At 65.3% G+C, this 15,353-nt stretch carries 17 protein-coding genes, 1 tRNA gene and 1 pseudogene; 8 read left to right on the top strand and 11 right to left on the bottom strand.

Annotated features, from left to right (window positions below):
* The first annotated feature begins 25 nt into the window (after positions 1-25).
* The 4 genes from ACZ3I4_RS25740 (at position 26) to ACZ3I4_RS25725 (ending at position 3,702) form a co-directional block, all read left to right on the top strand.
* A complete protein-coding gene (locus ACZ3I4_RS25740) occupies positions 26-982 on the top strand; it encodes an MBL fold metallo-hydrolase (RefSeq protein WP_465384569.1) in 957 nt (318 codons plus the stop codon).
* A 96-nt stretch (positions 983-1,078) separates the two neighbouring features.
* Entirely contained in the window at positions 1,079-2,176 is a 1,098-nt protein-coding gene (locus ACZ3I4_RS25735; RefSeq protein ID WP_465384568.1) for a glycosyltransferase, read from the top strand.
* Positions 2,169-3,023, top strand: coding sequence for an alpha/beta fold hydrolase (locus ACZ3I4_RS25730; RefSeq protein ID WP_465384567.1), 855 nt, complete (start codon positions 2,169-2,171; stop codon positions 3,021-3,023). The genes ACZ3I4_RS25735 and ACZ3I4_RS25730 overlap by 8 nt, the downstream gene beginning before the upstream one ends.
* A gap of 181 nt (positions 3,024-3,204) precedes the next feature.
* On the top strand, positions 3,205-3,702 hold the full coding sequence (locus ACZ3I4_RS25725) for an NUDIX domain-containing protein (protein ID WP_465384566.1): 498 nt from the start codon (positions 3,205-3,207) through the stop codon (positions 3,700-3,702).
* 226 nt (positions 3,703-3,928) lie between these two features.
* Here the strand turns inward: ACZ3I4_RS25725 and ACZ3I4_RS25720 are convergent, their stop codons facing one another.
* Entirely contained in the window at positions 3,929-4,324 is a 396-nt protein-coding gene (locus ACZ3I4_RS25720) for a hypothetical protein (RefSeq protein WP_465384565.1), read from the bottom strand.
* 245 nt (positions 4,325-4,569) lie between these two features.
* Here ACZ3I4_RS25720 and ACZ3I4_RS25715 point away from each other — a divergent pair, with 245 nt between their 5' ends.
* The gene (locus ACZ3I4_RS25715; protein ID WP_465384564.1) at positions 4,570-4,821 is read left to right on the top strand and encodes a CPCC family cysteine-rich protein; all 252 of its coding nucleotides are present in this window, start codon (positions 4,570-4,572) and stop codon (positions 4,819-4,821) included.
* 123 nt (positions 4,822-4,944) lie between these two features.
* On the opposite strand, the gene ACZ3I4_RS25710 is transcribed toward ACZ3I4_RS25715, so the two are convergent.
* The 7 genes from ACZ3I4_RS25710 to ACZ3I4_RS25680 form a co-directional block, all read right to left on the bottom strand.
* On the bottom strand, positions 4,945-5,760 hold the full coding sequence (locus ACZ3I4_RS25710; protein ID WP_465384742.1) for an NAD-dependent epimerase/dehydratase family protein: 816 nt from the start codon (positions 5,758-5,760) through the stop codon (positions 4,945-4,947).
* A 198-nt stretch (positions 5,761-5,958) separates the two neighbouring features.
* A tRNA-OTHER gene (locus tag ACZ3I4_RS25705) sits at positions 5,959-6,086 on the bottom strand.
* 248 nt (positions 6,087-6,334) lie between these two features.
* Entirely contained in the window at positions 6,335-6,754 is a 420-nt protein-coding gene (locus tag ACZ3I4_RS25700; protein WP_465384563.1) for a chemotaxis protein CheW, read from the bottom strand.
* 392 nt (positions 6,755-7,146) lie between these two features.
* The gene (locus tag ACZ3I4_RS25695) at positions 7,147-7,668 is read right to left on the bottom strand and encodes an HAD domain-containing protein (protein ID WP_465384562.1); all 522 of its coding nucleotides are present in this window, start codon (positions 7,666-7,668) and stop codon (positions 7,147-7,149) included.
* A gap of 269 nt (positions 7,669-7,937) precedes the next feature.
* The gene (locus ACZ3I4_RS25690; RefSeq protein WP_465384561.1) at positions 7,938-8,615 is read right to left on the bottom strand and encodes a hypothetical protein; all 678 of its coding nucleotides are present in this window, start codon (positions 8,613-8,615) and stop codon (positions 7,938-7,940) included.
* A 749-nt stretch (positions 8,616-9,364) separates the two neighbouring features.
* On the bottom strand, positions 9,365-9,778 hold the full coding sequence (locus ACZ3I4_RS25685; protein WP_465384560.1) for a DUF7674 family protein: 414 nt from the start codon (positions 9,776-9,778) through the stop codon (positions 9,365-9,367).
* Between the two features lie 220 nt (positions 9,779-9,998).
* Positions 9,999-10,175, bottom strand: a complete 177-nt coding sequence (locus ACZ3I4_RS25680) for a hypothetical protein (protein ID WP_465384559.1) — start codon at positions 10,173-10,175, stop codon at positions 9,999-10,001.
* Positions 10,176-10,248: 73 nt separating this feature from the next.
* On the opposite strand from ACZ3I4_RS25680, the gene ACZ3I4_RS25675 reads away from it, so the two are divergent.
* Positions 10,249-10,788: a GrpB family protein gene (locus tag ACZ3I4_RS25675; protein ID WP_465384558.1), complete on the top strand. Its 540-nt coding sequence runs from the start codon at positions 10,249-10,251 to the stop codon at positions 10,786-10,788.
* 66 nt (positions 10,789-10,854) lie between these two features.
* On the opposite strand, the pseudogene ACZ3I4_RS25670 reads toward ACZ3I4_RS25675, so the two are convergent.
* The 3 genes and pseudogenes from ACZ3I4_RS25670 to ACZ3I4_RS25660 form a co-directional block, all read right to left on the bottom strand.
* A pseudogene (locus tag ACZ3I4_RS25670) lies at positions 10,855-11,331 on the bottom strand (phosphotransferase); the annotation flags it as partial.
* Positions 11,332-11,512: 181 nt separating this feature from the next.
* Positions 11,513-12,454, bottom strand: coding sequence for a hypothetical protein (locus ACZ3I4_RS25665; protein WP_465384557.1), 942 nt, complete (start codon positions 12,452-12,454; stop codon positions 11,513-11,515).
* 390 nt (positions 12,455-12,844) lie between these two features.
* Positions 12,845-13,252 (bottom strand): hypothetical protein, encoded by a 408-nt coding sequence (locus tag ACZ3I4_RS25660; RefSeq protein ID WP_465384556.1) that lies wholly within the window; start codon positions 13,250-13,252, stop codon positions 12,845-12,847.
* Positions 13,253-13,804: 552 nt separating this feature from the next.
* Here ACZ3I4_RS25660 and ACZ3I4_RS25655 point away from each other — a divergent pair.
* The gene (locus ACZ3I4_RS25655) at positions 13,805-14,419 is read left to right on the top strand and encodes a hypothetical protein (protein WP_465384555.1); all 615 of its coding nucleotides are present in this window, start codon (positions 13,805-13,807) and stop codon (positions 14,417-14,419) included.
* Positions 14,420-14,615: 196 nt separating this feature from the next.
* The gene (locus ACZ3I4_RS25650; RefSeq protein WP_465384554.1) at positions 14,616-15,158 is read left to right on the top strand and encodes a hypothetical protein; all 543 of its coding nucleotides are present in this window, start codon (positions 14,616-14,618) and stop codon (positions 15,156-15,158) included.
* Positions 15,159-15,353 lie beyond the last annotated feature (195 nt).

Here is a 15,353-nt window from a genome sequence, read left to right as displayed (position 1 = left end):
CCTCCCCCGCAGATCGGAGTCGTTGATGACCCACCTTCCCTACACCGCCGGCCTGCACCAGATCGCCCCGGACGCGTACGCCTATCTCAACCCGCCCGGCTCCTGGGGGCTGAGCAACTGCGGGCTGATCGTGTGCCACGACGAGGCGCTGCTGATCGACACGCAGTTCGACCTGGCCTCCACCTGGACGCTCATCGACACCATCGCGGCCGTGGTGCCGTCGGCCGTCGTCACGACGGTAGTGAACACGCACGCCAACGGCGACCACTGCTGGGGCAACGAACTGTTCGCGGCGGCCGAGATCATCGCGTCCGACAGCGCCGCCCGCGAAATGCTCAGCGACATCCAGCCGGCCGAGCTGAGCGCGCTCAGCGGGCCGGGCTCGCCGGGATCGCCGCTGGGCGCGTTCTTCCGCAAGCATTTCGGCGTGTTCGATCTGACCGACATCACCCTCACGCCACCGACACGCACGTTCAACGGCCGGCTGGAGATCGATGTCTGCGGGCGACCGGTGGAGCTGCTGGAGCTGGGACCGGCGCACACCGACGGCGATGTGGCGGTGCACCTGCCGGACGCCAAGGTGATCTTCGCCGGCGACGTGGTGTTCACCGACGATCACCCGATCTCGTGGACGGGGTCGCTGGCCAACTGGGTGGCCGCGTGCGACCGGCTGCTCGACACCCGGGCCGAGGTGTTCGTGCCCGGGCACGGGCCGGTGACCGGGCGGGCCGGGGTCCGGCTCGTGCGCGACTATCTCGAACTGGTCGGCGAGCACGCGAGCCGGGCGCACGCCGGCGGGCTGCCCGCCGAGGAGGCCGCCGCCCGGATGGTCATCCCCGAGGCGTTCGGCTCGTGGCGGCACCGCGACCGGCTGGTGCTCACCTTCGCGGCCGCGTTCCGCCAGTTCGAGGAACTGGTGCAGCCCACCGCGGTCGAGGCGATCGAACGTTACACATCGGCCCACCGGCACGCGGACCTCTGACCTGACGCAGTACGTACCTATGTCCGGGCATCGATACCAACCGACATTAGCGTGATTCTCGACCTTCTCGGTGCACATTTCCTGGATGGGTGGATCATGAGAATCCTCGCCGTGCTGCACAGCCCCGCCGGTAGTGGCGGAGACACCACCATGCGCCGGATCGCCGGCCACCTGAGCGCGGCCGGCCACTCGGTCGTGCTCGCCCCCGACAACGGACGGCCCGGTTTCCTGGCCACCCTGGCCCACACCCACCGGGCCGACGTGCTGATCGGCTCGCACGCGCTGATCGGCGGCGGGCCTCTGGTCGAGACCGGGCTGCCGTACGTGCTGGCGTTCGGCGGCACCGACCTCAACGAGTTCGTGCACGATCCGGAATCGCTCGAGGTGATGACCAAGGCGGTGGACGGCGCGGTGGCCCTGGTGGCGTTCAACGACGACTTCGCCGACCGATGTCTGGCGCTGTGGCCCCACGTACGGGAAAGGTTGCATCTGATCCCGCAGGGTGTGGCAGCGATCGAGAACCCGACCTTTTCGATGCGCGACAGTCTCGGACTGCCCGCCGACGCGCAGGTGTTCCTGCTGCCGGCCGGGCTGCGGCCCGTCAAGGACCCGCTGATGCTGGTCAACGAGGTGCAGCGCTGGCACCGCGACGACCCGCGCATCCATCTGGTGATCGCCGGGCACTCCTACGACGACGACTTCGAAGCCATCGCGCGGCGGCGCCTGGCCACGGCCCCCGGGGTGCGCTACGCGGGCTCGCTGGACCGCCCCAACCTGCTGGCCGCGATGGTGCAGTCGATCGCGGTCCTCAACACGTCGATCAGCGAATGCAGCCCGAACGCGCTGCTCGAGGCCATGTGGCTGCGCCGGCCGGTGCTGGCCCGCGACATAGCGGGCAACACGTGCCTGGTGCGCGACGGCTCGACCGGCCTGGTCTTCAGCGACCCCGCCGGATTCCGCGAACAGGCCACCCGGCTGCTGAACGAGCCCGGCCTGGCCGCCCGGCTGGGCCGCCGGGCCGGGGACTTCGTCCGGTCGACGCACGGCATGCCGGACGAGCGGGAGGCGTACCTTCACCTGTTCGCCGGCCTGTCCGCCGTGGTGCCGCCGTCGCTCCCCGCGCCCGCGCCGGCTTTCACGCCGCCGTCGCTTCCCGCGCTCGCGTCCGCCTTCACCACGCCCGACCGTGCTTGAGATCGTCGAGATACCGCCGGGGCGGCTCGCGGTGCAGCGTTTCGGGCCACCCGCCGCCACGCCGATCCTGCTCATCGCGGGCTCGGCCGCGTCGATGGCGGCCTGGCCGGACGAGTTCTGCCGGGGCCTGGCCGCCGCGGGCCGCCACGTCGTGCGCTACGACCACCGCGACACCGGCCTTTCCACCACCCCACCCGGCCCCCCGTACGGCCTGCCCGACCTGGCCGCCGACGCCGTGGCCCTGCTCGACGCGCTCGGCCTCGGCCGGGCCCACCTGGTCGGCGCGTCGATGGGCGGCATGATCGCCCAGCTGGTCGCCGTCGGGCATCCGTCCCGGGTCGCGTCGCTGACCCTGATCTCGACCAGCCCCGGCGCGCCGGACGACCTGCCGGGGCCGTCGCTGCGCCTGCGCCGCGCCCTCGAGGACGTGGACTCGCCCGACTGGACCGAGCCGGCCGCCGTCGTCGAGCATCTGGTCGAGCTGGCCCGGTTGCGCTCCGGCGCCGGCCGCCCGTTCGACCGCGCGGCGGCCCGGGCCGCCGCCGAGCGCATGGTCACCCACGGCGGCGACTTCGAGGCGGCCGCGATCAGCCACGCAATGCTCGACCCGGGTCCGTCGTGGCGGCATCGGTTGCCCGCGGTGACCGCACCGGCGCTGGTTATCCACGGCGCGGCCGACCCGCTGCTGCCCGCGGCCCACGGCCGGGCGCTGGCCGCCGAACTCGCCGACGCCGAGCTCCTCCTGCTGCCGGAGGCCGGCCACGACCTGTACCCCGCCGACTGGGCGGTCGTTCTTCCCGCCGTGCTACGCCACACGGCTCCGCAACACTCGACTTCGGACCAATGATTCACCGGCCGAGATGGTCTCGTCCCGACGGGCGTCTTCAGGCGGTCGTCGCAACACTGCTGTTGAACGACTACAGCCCGAGTCCGGCGACTGCGTCAGTAACGATCCGCCACGGCCAGCCCGGGCGCGCGCATCGCGGAAGATCCGGACTATCGGTCACGCCGGATCTAGCATGGTCTCCATGAGCGACGTCAACGCCGGTGAGCTACCCGAGCTGTCGTTCGCACTCCCGACCATCCCGGCCTCGGCCGGCGCTCTGGTACGTGGCCGCAAGGGGCGATTACTCATCCTGAAGCCGACGTACAAGGGTGGCTGGACGATCCCGGGTGGGGTTGTTGAGATCGGCGAGTCACCCTGGGATGCATGTCGCCGCGAAACCAGGGAGGAGTGTGGCCTCGAGGTCACCACGGGGCGGCTGAAGTGTGTTGACTTCCTCCGGCCACGGCCTGATCGTCCGGGTGGCATGCGCTTCCTTTTCGACTGCGGCGTCTTCGACGACGCCGTCTTGGCTACCGTGGTCACCCAACCGGTCGAGATTTCCGAAAGCCGAATCGTGTCGATCGACGCGGCGCTGCCTTTGCTGAGCGGACCCGTCCGGCGTCGGGTACGCGCCGCCTGGAAGGCGAAGCGGGTGCGCTATCTGGAGAACGGCCGCCAGGTGCAGGGGATCAACCCTTAGCGTTCGGGAAACCGACGACCGAACATCGAGGAGCCAATGCAACGCCATGGCGGCGGACCGCCGGTCGCTTCCAAAGGCACGGCGACTCAACGCTGCGCACCGGTTCGCCCGCGACTCACGGCAGATCCGGTGGTCATGCTGCTGCTATTCGCCGCGCTGTGACCTTGCATGAGGGGGGTCGCTGCCCGTTTCGTCGATGCCTGGCGTCCTGCCGGTAGTGCGGACATCATCCGATCCAGATGTCAATCACAGTGGCGGCGAGTGGCGCGGCTACCGGTACGCCCTCGCCCGCGAAGATCTCCAGCTCTCCGACGAACCCGCTGAGGACGTGCAGTACGACGCTGACGTCGCCGCCGCCAGACGCGGACACAGCGAAGTAGTCGTCACGCCCGGTGTCGCTGAGCCGCGCAACAGCCGTTGCGGGCACCTGCGGTCCCTCGGTGCTCAGTCCAACCGACGCACAGCCACAGTCGCAGGTGGACACGACCCGCACCGTCGCGACCTGTTCGCTGAGTTTCGGGACATCGGCGAACGTCACCAGCCGGACCATCAACGCATGCTCGGCCTCGGTGAGCGCCCTCGGTCGTGGCAGCTCAACGAGCGTCGGAACAGACTCGGTCACCGCGTCACGGTAGCGCTATGCCGGTCGCGGACAGCAGCGGTTTCCGTCCCGACGAGCGGCCAGGCCCGCGCCTTATCGGCGGCAGATCCGGGCGTTGGGAGCGGCCTCTTGGAAGGGTTCGCAGGATTGGAGATGAGTGACGTGCCAGAACGCCCGGTAACTCGTGGCCCGAACGACGATCCGTCGATATCCGATGATGAGCTCGTCCGCCGCGGACGGAATGGTTCGCGGCATACACCTCGCAGATGAACGTCTTCGCGCCACAACAAGACGCTCCGTACACCTGCCCATGCTGCGGCCACGCAACCTTGGCCGAGCGAGGTGCCTACGAAATCTGCGACGAGTGCGTATGGGAGGACGTCGGCCAGGACAATCACGACAGCCACGTCGTTCGAGGCGGCCCCAACGGTCCAGAAAGCCTGGATCAAGCGCGCATGAGATATGTACGAGGAGGCGGAGTCATGCAGCCGCACCTGCCGCCTGCCGAAGCGGTTTGATGCACTCACCTCGGCTACGAGCTTGCGCCGGCCGACTTCGGGGTGCGTCAGTCGGCGTCACGACTGTCCGCCGGTCGCCTCGCGGTCGGCGGCAAATGAGGATGCCGGCGGGTCACGTCCGCTTCAGCGCAAGTCCAATAGTTCATGGATTCCGTGGGCCGGGCTGTAGCCGAAGGTGTCCGTGGCGGCGTGGGAGTCATAGACCCGATCGAGCGTGCGAGGTAGCGGCCAGTTCCTCTCTCGGAAGGCGGAAGCCACCTCAGGCAGCCGCGCCGTGATCAGGCTGGCCGCATCGTCGTGCAATGCCGAGCAGTCCGCGCGGGCGAAGGCGTACGGTCCCGCAATGTTGAAGGTTCCGGTGGCGTGTTGCTCAGCGACGCGCACGGCGGCCGTCGCGACATCGTCCAACGCTACGGCTCGGTGCAGGAGGTGAGTGGCCAGCACTGGCAACGGCTCCGGGAAGCAGCGGGCGATGCGCAAGGTGATCGACGGCGTGGCCGCCGAGGCCACGAGTCGCTCGGCGGCCAGTTTCGTTTCATCGTAGATGTCACGTGGACAGGGCTCCAGCGCTTCGTCGACCCATACCGCCTGGCCAGCGGGCATCAGAGCGCTCCCGTAAACACTGGTACTGCTGATGTAGATGATTTGCCGAACGCCTATCCGGTCGGCTTCTTCGAGTAACGCCTCGGTGGCGTCGACGTTGACGGCACGAAACTCGCGGTCATCGACCTGGCCGACGTGGGGTGCGTGCAGGGCAGCGGCGTGGACCACGAGGTCTGAGCGCCGGATTGCGGCATGGCGTACCACTGGGTCTCGTAGATCCCCCATGAGGCTGGTCCGCCGGCCTGGTACTCGGTCGATCCCTCGAACGAACCAACCATCCGACTGAAGGGCTTCCGCGATCGCCGCGCCAACGCGGCCGGAGGTTCCTGTGACCACTGCAACACGGATCGACTCTTGCTCATCTCGTCGTTCGGGCACAGATCATTCTGACGGTGGCGCGGCAAACCCGTCGACCCCGACCGTACGAACGGCCGAATGACGGTATATCCGCTACTCGGCACGACCGGAAGCATGCTGCTCTGGCTGGAGTCTCTAACGCCAGCGACACCCGATCGGCGGCAAATGAGTGCACGGCGGACCGGAGGGGATTCGAACCCCCGGTGGGGCATGGCACGCCAGCGGCCCCACGCGCCAACGAGCCGCCCGCGCGTGCCGGGCTTGCAACTCGAGTCGCCGCAATAACCAGCCTCTGCCACCGGTCCGCAGTCAGTCTCGCGGCAGCCCGGCATCGCGCGCATGCATTTTCGGCTCAACGCGTCGCCATCGCGGCAAATCCGGATGCCGGTGGAGGTGCTGACGGCCCGTCGAAACTGACAGCATGTCGGCAGGCGGAGCAGCGTCAACCACTTTGAGGCGGGAGACCCACGCGATAACGGCATGCCCTTCAGATGCGTCCCTTCGAATAGTTCCGGTCGCCGGGGTTGATGTATGGGCGGTCCCGCCGGCCCGTCTAAATTGCGGCGCGAGCGGTGTTGACGCATTCGGCGACATCGAGCACCAGCAACAGCCGATCCTCCGTCTTGTACGAACCGACAATCATCGCCCGGGTCGGCCCGGTCAGTGTGTCCGGCGGCAACTCGAACGCCGCATCGTCCAGATCGGCGACCAGACCGATTCGGTCCACCAGCAGGCTTACCGGTTCACCGCCGACCAGCACGACCACGTTGACGATCGGACCCGACATTGACCTGCGCGGCCGCCCGAACCGGACCTGCAGGTCCACCGTCCCGATGACCTCGCCGCGCAGGTTGAACAGGCCGCCCCACCCGTCCGGGGCGAGCGGCATCGGCGTGTACTTCTCGTTGAGGAGAACTTCCTGCACGATTTCCACGGGGACCCCGAAGAACTCGTTCGCCACGTCGAAGGTCACGAACTGACGGCTGGTCATGAGTGGTCTCCAAGGGGTTTGCTGGCCGCCAGGCTTCGCCGGGGCGTACCACCTGCTGTATTCGGTTCGCCACCCTTCCACTCAAGGAAATCCTGGATCGGAGGCCACTTTCGTCACGTCAAGGCTGTAGTCGGGAGGACACGCGTCCCTACTCCGGTCGCTTCGACGTGACCGAGCCCTGGCGCTCACGGCGTTCGTGGTTGTCGGCACGGGCGTCAGCGCCGCCGACTGCACCGCCCGCATCTGGGCCTCACTTATGTACTGGCGCCACGACCGCAGCCCGGCCAGGAACGCACCTTGTGTCGACGCCACGCCGCGTGACCGCTTCCGCAGTCCCGCGCGCACGCTAGGCGGTGCCATGAGAGTGCACCGGATCATGTCTCGGGCAGGCCCGCGAGCCACCGACGAATCGAGTGGAAGTCGGTGTCAGTCAGACCGACGAACGGGTCGACGCGGTGCACCAACGCCCAGCCGGGATGGCGTCTCGCCACCCAGCGCTGATCGGCGTCCGTGCACTCGTCGTCGATCCATACGAATGGACGCCCGGCTGCCCACCGAGTCAAGAACATCGTCTTCCAATGCAGCCCACCCACGGGCTCATCGTCGGTGTCAGGAAACTCGACGACAGGCAAGTCCGACAGCCCGAGCCGGGGAGAGACGACTTCGTTCGCCTCCGCCATCCACGTCGTTGCCCAGACGAGTTCGCACCCCAGCGCCAACAGACTGTGTCCATCGGCCGGATCGAGCCGGTCCAGAAGGGGATTGTCGGACTCGTCGTTCACCTGGCCAGCGAGATTCTTGTGGGCATGCCTGTTACGCCCGGGCCGGGCGCGGAACGGGATCAGCGGTCCATCGACGTCCAGGAAGACGAGCGGGCGGGCGGCCAGGCCGGTCATCGCTGCAACCTACTGCACGGTCAACCACGCTGGTGCCCCCGCGCATTATCGGCGGCAGAAGAGTGCGCTGGTTCGCGAACCTTCGAACGGTGCTTCATCCCCTGCAACACTGCTCTTCTTTCATTTTTTCGATCGGTGTGCACGGTGGCTGTAGCGTTAGTAAGAACGGCAATTCCTCGCCGTACGTCGATCAGGGGCAAGACCGCCAGCAATTCATCGGCGCGCGGTATCGCCCGCGTGAGGCAAACCGGTAAGCAGCTAGCTTGGTGTCATCCGGAGAGCGGGATCTTTCGGCGGCGCTTTTGCTCTCCCACACCTGCGATTAGCTCCTCTCGGACGGCAGCCGGGTCGGCACTAATCCGATCACGAAACTCACCGGCTTGCTGATAAAGCTCTCGCACCACGTCACGATCATCGGTCGGGTCAGAGTCGATTACCTGCCGTACCTTTTCAAGCGCTTCTCGCGCATCATCCGGACGTCGCAACATGACAGCTGTCGCCGCCTGCCTGTACAGCTCTTGAATGTCTCCTAATCCATTAGGGTGAGTGTTGTTCCTTCGCTGGCAGCGTTCGAAGTAGCCTTCCAAGCTGCCGTTCTTCAGAAGAAATGGGTGCACCGTATCATTGATGATCTCAACTAGGCCATGCATGTACTTCTCGGCGCGCTCCCCGCCAAGCTTGAGATCTTTGTATACGGAGAGCCGGCCTACGTTACAATCTGGTGCGATTAGCCAGCTCGCTTGACGGTAGTTGAGAGGCATGAATAGTGGCTCAAGGATAGGAACGAGAGAAAAATCCTGCGCTATCACGCCTCGTAGGATGAAGCCGAATGGGCAAAGCATCAGCTCCCGGCTGCCCATGATTTTCCAGTCCCCTGACAGGTTTGGCAGCGCATACTTTGCGGCGGCCGCCCTCCATACGTTCTGCCGTTTTGCCGCTGGACTCATGGGTTCACCTCTATCGAGAGCAAGTCTGGGAAGTTTGATTCCGAACCGGTCAAGTTGCAGGTTGCTGTCGCCGCGGAGCGCGTTCTCTATTTAATTTTCCCCGGCAGGCCCGGTCGGCGATGACTGTATCTTGCCATCCCGACCGAGCCCGTTCACTACTAGCAGTTCACCTGGTATACCGGAACCTTCTTGTACCCGTTTGGCAGGTTCGCAACCAGCTTCCATTCGAAATCAGCGCCGCAGGTCAGCGACTTGATCACCTACGACGCCTTCGATCCAAAGCCACAGGAGATCACAAGGGGTTGCTCCCACCCTGCTCCCCGTTGTAAGCACCGGGTGGTTCTTCGAGTCCTTGCAGGTCAGCGCTGATCCATACGTTGAGCAGCGGCGATACGACGCAGTCCAGGTCCGTGCAGTTGACGCCTCTTGTGTGAACGGACGGCCCACGAGTCGCTGACCAGTGCAAACGCAAATGACCTGCACGAACGCAATGCGGTTCGCAGCAGCTCAAGGCCGTTGAGCGCAGTTCAACGCAGTTGGGAGCACCCTGCTGCTCCCAATCTGCTCCCACCGTCAGCCGCCGTCACCACCGGCAAACGCGTGCGCCGCCCTACGCGCAGACGCAGACGGCGCAACTACAGACGTTCCGCGACGCGACCCAACACACGAGAGCAAGCCCCGCCTCGAGCTGCCAACGCGCCTTATCCGCGGCCAAATGAGTGCACTTAACCGTCTCGGATGAAGCGGTCTTACACGGAGTCTGACCGGGGAGCTGACGTGGGCCAAAATGCCTCCATCGCAGCCAAGTCGGCGCACGTCGCGGGTCCAGCGATCTGCCTTATGGCGTCAATTGCCGCCTGTTCGTCGGCGTCAGGCGTGACGGCCAGATCTTCCATGAACGAAACCTCAACTACGTTGCGCGTGTCAGGGTCGGAACTGGCGTAAAGGATCTCAAGAGCGGCGAGGAAGTTTCTTACGCCGCTGTGGTTGCCAGTCTTCACCGCGTTGACGAACCATCGGCGAAGGTCGGCCATGAGCAGGTGCGGTAGGACTTCGTCGTTGTCATTGACATGCTCATCGAGGACCGGCTCGGTTCCGGCGACGCTCGCCACTAGGCGTCGCATTGCCGCTACGACCACCGGCGAGGGGACGTAGTCGCTCACCTCACCACCGTAGGGCGATAACGCGGCCGACAGCCGCAGTACGGCCGGATAGGTGCCTGCGGGCCAACTCCCAGATATAGCCCCGCAGATGCGGAGCCGGGCACCAGCCCCGGGCACCACCTCGCCGGAGCCGGCGATCGCCCGACTCGCGGCAGATCCGGATGCTCTGAACCTGACCGGACCGCATTGTCAGGAAAGCTGCTGCCACAGCGGAGTGATCTCAGCGCGAAGCAGACGCCCATCCCTCCGAGGTGCGCAATGCCCTAAACACGTATTTCAAACCGACGAGCCGCAGCGCGGGTGCGATCGGGTCAGCTCGGGTCGGGAAGAAGGCGACCATCACGTTCGCCGTCAGCTCAGCGTGATCGCCGTTGAGGTCGATGAGTGAAGCCTTCACTGGCGATTGTCGAGATTCTGATGCGTTGGCACATGCGGGAGTTACGCAGCCGCTCCTGTGAGACGATCCGGCCGTGGATTTGTTGACCGCGGTTGGTCTGGGGCTTGACTACAGCGATCTTCGGTTCGGCAGGACGACTCAGGCGTGGCTGGATGCCGGCGGTGAGCTGAGAACGCGAGTGGCGGAAGCCCTCGACGGTCTCGCGACGGAGGTGGAGCTCGTAGGCTCGTCGTCGGTTCTGGGGCTTCTTGCCAAGCCGATTGTTGACCTGGCTGTCGGTCTCACTGCCCAGCAGTCGATGTCGTCGGTTACGGCGAGGCTAGAGGCCGATGGGTGGATCTACCGGGGCGACGCCGGCGACCAAGGAGGCCATGTTTTCGTTCTCGAGTCCCGGCCATGGCATCGAGTCGCCCATCTGCACGTTGTTGACTACGACGGCGACCGATGGCGTGCCTACCTGCGCTTTGGTGAAGTCCTTCGCGGCAGTTCGGAGGCTCGGGAGCGCTATGAAGCGGTGAAGCTGAGGCTATCCGAGCAGGGGCCCGTCGACCGGAAGGCATATACCGACGGCAAGACTGCTGTCGTGACGTCGATCATCGATGGAGCGTCTTGAGTCGACCCGTGGTCATGGAGTGCGCAGGATCCGAAAACGAGTCCTGCCGGCCAAATAGCTTGATGATCATCGCCGATGGGGCGGACAGCCGAAGGCTGGGGATGCTTCGGCCATGATGCGTGCCAGGGTGCGCTGTCCCGTGCGGCTCATGAGTGGATTTGTCTCGTGGTAGTACCAGACGAGCCCCATCGCTTGCTCGAATGCCCACGCCTTGCCTTTCTCCCATTCAAGGTCGTCGCAGCCCAGTTCCCTCCGCAGCGTTTGTCGGGGACGGTCCTCGAGCAGATGCCAGCCGCTGACAAGGTCAGCGGCTGGATCAGCTGGCGCGAGGCCGCCCACATCGAGCACGCCGGCCAGCTGGCCGTCGGCGACCACGACGTTGCCCGGAACGAGATCGCCATGAGTCATCACATCGGGGGCGTCGCCCCGGGGCAGGTCACGCATCGCCGCCCATGCCCGGCGAAGTGGAAGGACGTCCAGGAGGTGGGGGCTTAACCCCTGATCTTGGACACGGGGTTTATGCGGCTGACGCCAGCGTAGCTGGCGTAGATCGGATGCGTCACGCGGCGTGACGGCTCACGCCCGGGCCGTCGCGCGCGGTCGGCGGCAAGTCAGTGGGCAAGGCTATGCCGATTTACTGGAGCAATCTGAATACTCCACCGTTGTGAATGAGGTGGACAAGCCTCTTAGTCAGAGTCGCCCCGGACGCGCATCGCGTGCCGTACTACCGATTCATGTACTGGTTCCAGAGCCGGAGATCTATTCCTCGTCCAGGGCGGCCCAGCTGAGTGGGGTTGGAGAAGCTGCCAAGGGCCAGGCCGGACGTATCTCCTAAGTGCGCGGGATTGCTGGGGTTCGTGAGCCATTGGCGGGCGTTCGTGGCGATCTGGTCGTCCGAATCTTGGGCGAGGACCTCGTATACGGCTCGGGTGGAGCCGGGTAGGCCGGCGAGCCAGTAGCGGACGTTGACTGATCGGTCACGGGCGAGCGTGAGCAGGTCCTGCTCGGGGATATCCCAGCCGAGAGTGGCCATGGCATGCACGAGAGACACTCGCACTGGCGCCGACGGATCTCGAACGAGTCGCCCGCGCTGCGCGGCGGTGGTGAGCCGGTTCTGGGCTGCCCCGGCCCTGACACGGGGCTTCGGGTCGTTGACCAAGATCTCCAGTGCGGCGGAGTCGTCGGTGCGCTCGGCCAGGTATTCGCGAACCTGCCCGACTGGGTCTTGGACGAGCAGCCTGACGACCTCGGTCGGTAGACGCGGCTGTTGAGCCAGGATGAGCCGGACGTCGCGGTGCGGCGAGGCACACAACGCCTTCAACACGCTCAGGTCGTTGACGGCGACGGGGTTTGTCATAGCGGCGTAGCGGACCGCGAAGTTGTTGTCGCCGCCAAGCTTGCTCAGGACCTCGGTTGGCGTACTGGTGTTAGCGGCCAAGGCTTCACGGGTGGCGGCGTCCGGGTCAGCGACGAGCAGTCGAAGCGCAGTTGGCGGGGTGCGGGCCCGCCCAGCGACGATTCGGCGGACCCTCGGTGAGGTATCGGCGGCCATCGCGGCCAGCAACTCGGCCGGTGTGTCTGTATGCGCTGCAGCGGCGACCCTGGTACGGACAATCTTGTGTCTCGCCAGAACCTGGAGATCTTCAGAACCGTCGCCCACCGCCACGCCGGACATCGTGCGCGCACGTCACCGAGCGTTGCAAGGGCTTGAAGGACGATGTGCCCCATCGGAGTACCGAAACGATCATCCATGCGGCTTACACCACGGAGCAGGGGTGCTCCGCCGGCCGCGACGACCACTCGGCAGGCGGACACGAGTGGCACCTTCAGCCGAGGCCGGGGCACGGCTCGTTGCGTCGGATTCCCGACCCGGGCGGCCGCCCGAGAGGCACCGTTGATGGGTCAGCGAGCAGACTCCACCGACCGAATCGCTCGGTCCGCGCGGATCGCGGCCTGGAGTGCGTCTCGCGGCTTGGGTCCGGTTCGGTCGTGGCTATTCAGGATGCTGTTCGCGTATCACGCATAAGACCAGCTACGCCGTCCTGGTCGCGATGGTTCAGAGGGGTCGATCCGCTCGCCACTCCAGCTCTGGATCCTGGCGCCGGCGCCCCTCGATGAGCGTGAGCAGCTCGATTAGTGCGGAACGGTCATGAGCGAGTCTGGCGAGATCGCCACCGGTCGCGACGTGCCGGCGCAGGAAGTCGGCTGCCGTTGAGGTCGCGTGCTGCCCCAGAAGGTCGTCGATGTGGTCCTGCATGTAGGTCAGGACCTCATCGGGTACGCCGCCGCGCTCGTAGGCGTCCTCCGTGAGCAACCACGCCGCCAGAGCAGGGAGCGCTTGAGCCGTAGGCCTGCCACGCTCTCCAGCTGCCGCCATGTCGTCGCGATCCACATAGACATTCTGACAGCGACACGAACTGAAAACATCGCTTCTCAGCAGCGTGCGCACCAGGCTGTCCGCCATCGTGCAGAGGCTAGCGCTCGACTCGCGGCAGAAGCGGATGTTCGCAGGCGCCACTCCACCGCGTTGGCATGCCCGCCTGGCCGGATTGTTGGCCTCTGGACCGACGGTCGAGCCCGGTCAGAAAGTCGAACTCCAGAGCCAGGAGGGTGCCGCCGCCCGGTTTCGCCTCCACGCGAGTCGGCCGGCCGAGCCTTATGCGCGACAGCGAAGCGACCGTAACCGTAAGAACAAACTGGCGCTATATCCACATCGGACACATTGGATGCGTAGGTGTGCTCGACCGGAAGCATTGCCGGCGACCTCCGAACCGCCGGGGAGGCGGCCCGGAGGCTCGTCTCCCACACCTCGGGCAGGGGCCGCGACACGCAGAAACCGGCTTGCACTGCGTCACGTCACGACCGGCAGCCGGTCTCGCATTCCGACCGGAAAGCCAAGGATCGACAAACAAGATCAACTGACCTACACTCGGCAATCGTCAGATTTACATGCCTGGATGGAGTAACAACTGTGGGTCAGTCTCACTACGCAACACCCCGGCGTAGACTGCACGGAATGGCCGCTGTTGCGGTCGCCGTCGTCCTGCCGCTCGCCGTCGGCGCTTCTCCCGCCGTTGCAGAGATTCCCGCGAGCGCAACCGACTCGGCCGACGGTGTCGCCTTCCTGTCGCCGGAGCAGTACGCCAGTTTGTACGAGAAGAAATTTAAGAAGTCCGCTCCACAGAGTGTCCTCGATGCGATCGGCGAAGCCTCTGCCATCGAGCAGCCGGTACCTCAAGACCCGCCTGGCGGTGGCGACGCGCGTTGGGACATCATTTTGTCGAGCTATAAAGACAAGCGAGGCACCTACATCCCGTTGCGTCTCGGGAATTCCGTCCTGGGATATAATCACTACTCACAACCGCACAACCTCTACACATTTGCGCCGTTCAAGGCAATCAACGCAGCTTCTAAACCAGCCGTCGACCAGGGTGCACACGTCGAGTACCTGGCTTACGCCACGAAGCTTGACAATGCCCAGATCAAGGAAACTGTCGTCATGGCTGCCCAGGCAGCCAACCGGACTGACGACGGCAAGTGGAAGCCGGCGGACGGGGCGAACGTAGGTATCATCACCGCCTACTGCAAAGGCAAGACGAAGTGCCCTGACTGGCTGAACAAGCTTAAGTAGCAAAGATCGATGGATGCACCGGATGGGGAGTGAATACGTGGCAGAGGCTGAGGATCACACTTTCGGGTTCCTACTGAGGTCCATAGCCCCGTTGGTGATGGCGCCCATGGCCACACAAAAAGGTATGGGTCCCCGGCTACGGGGCGTCGTTCGCGCGAGCGATTCGCACGCCCGAATTGCGGTCAGCCCTGAACTCATGATTTCCGAGGGCGTGGCGTTCAATTTCCCTTTGACGTCACATTCCGGAGACCCACTCCCCGCCGGTGTGGCTATCGACTGGATCAGAGGATTTGATTCGGACAGCATTCGTCACTTTGCCGAGAGTGTCGATAGCGTCCTGGACAGTCATGGCAACGCAATCGTCGACGCCTCAGCCGCCGGCTTCGATCCGCACCGCGAGACGGCTCTCGATCACAGCTTTTTCGGGCTGCTCAGCATTCTGATCCATGGGGGTGGCTACCCGTGGTTCGAGGACACGTATGCAAGCATGGGTTTCATGCTTCGCCCCGGCGAAAGAGTGCGACTGTACGTGAGCCTCACGGGCCGTCAAACTGTTTGGGGCATTGATGTTCCCCTTCTACACCCGCGGACTCGGCAGCCGGTCGACTACGGAAGCCTTCCTCAAGAGCTTGCGTCTCTCCTCCGGGACGGCGAACGGTTACCGTGCGAGACCGTGGCGGGCCGAGATGACTACTGCACCGAAGTCTTCGATATGTCCGAATGGCTCGGAGTAGCGTGAGCCAATGAGTTTCAGCACGACTGACGCTGATTCATTCGAGACGATCCGACGGCGGCGCGACGCAGTCGATCGATCCGACCAGCGGCGCGGGGCTTGCCCGATCGGGGCCGGCCCGCCGCCGGGGAGTGCCGGTTTGGACTTTGACGCCGGGTCGACGCAGAGGCGGATGGCGCCGGAACATTCTCGTGCCGGCGT

It is taken from the genome of Actinoplanes sp. NPDC021490, assembly GCF_055562135.1.
This window is presented reverse-complemented; position numbering and strand designations above follow the sequence as displayed.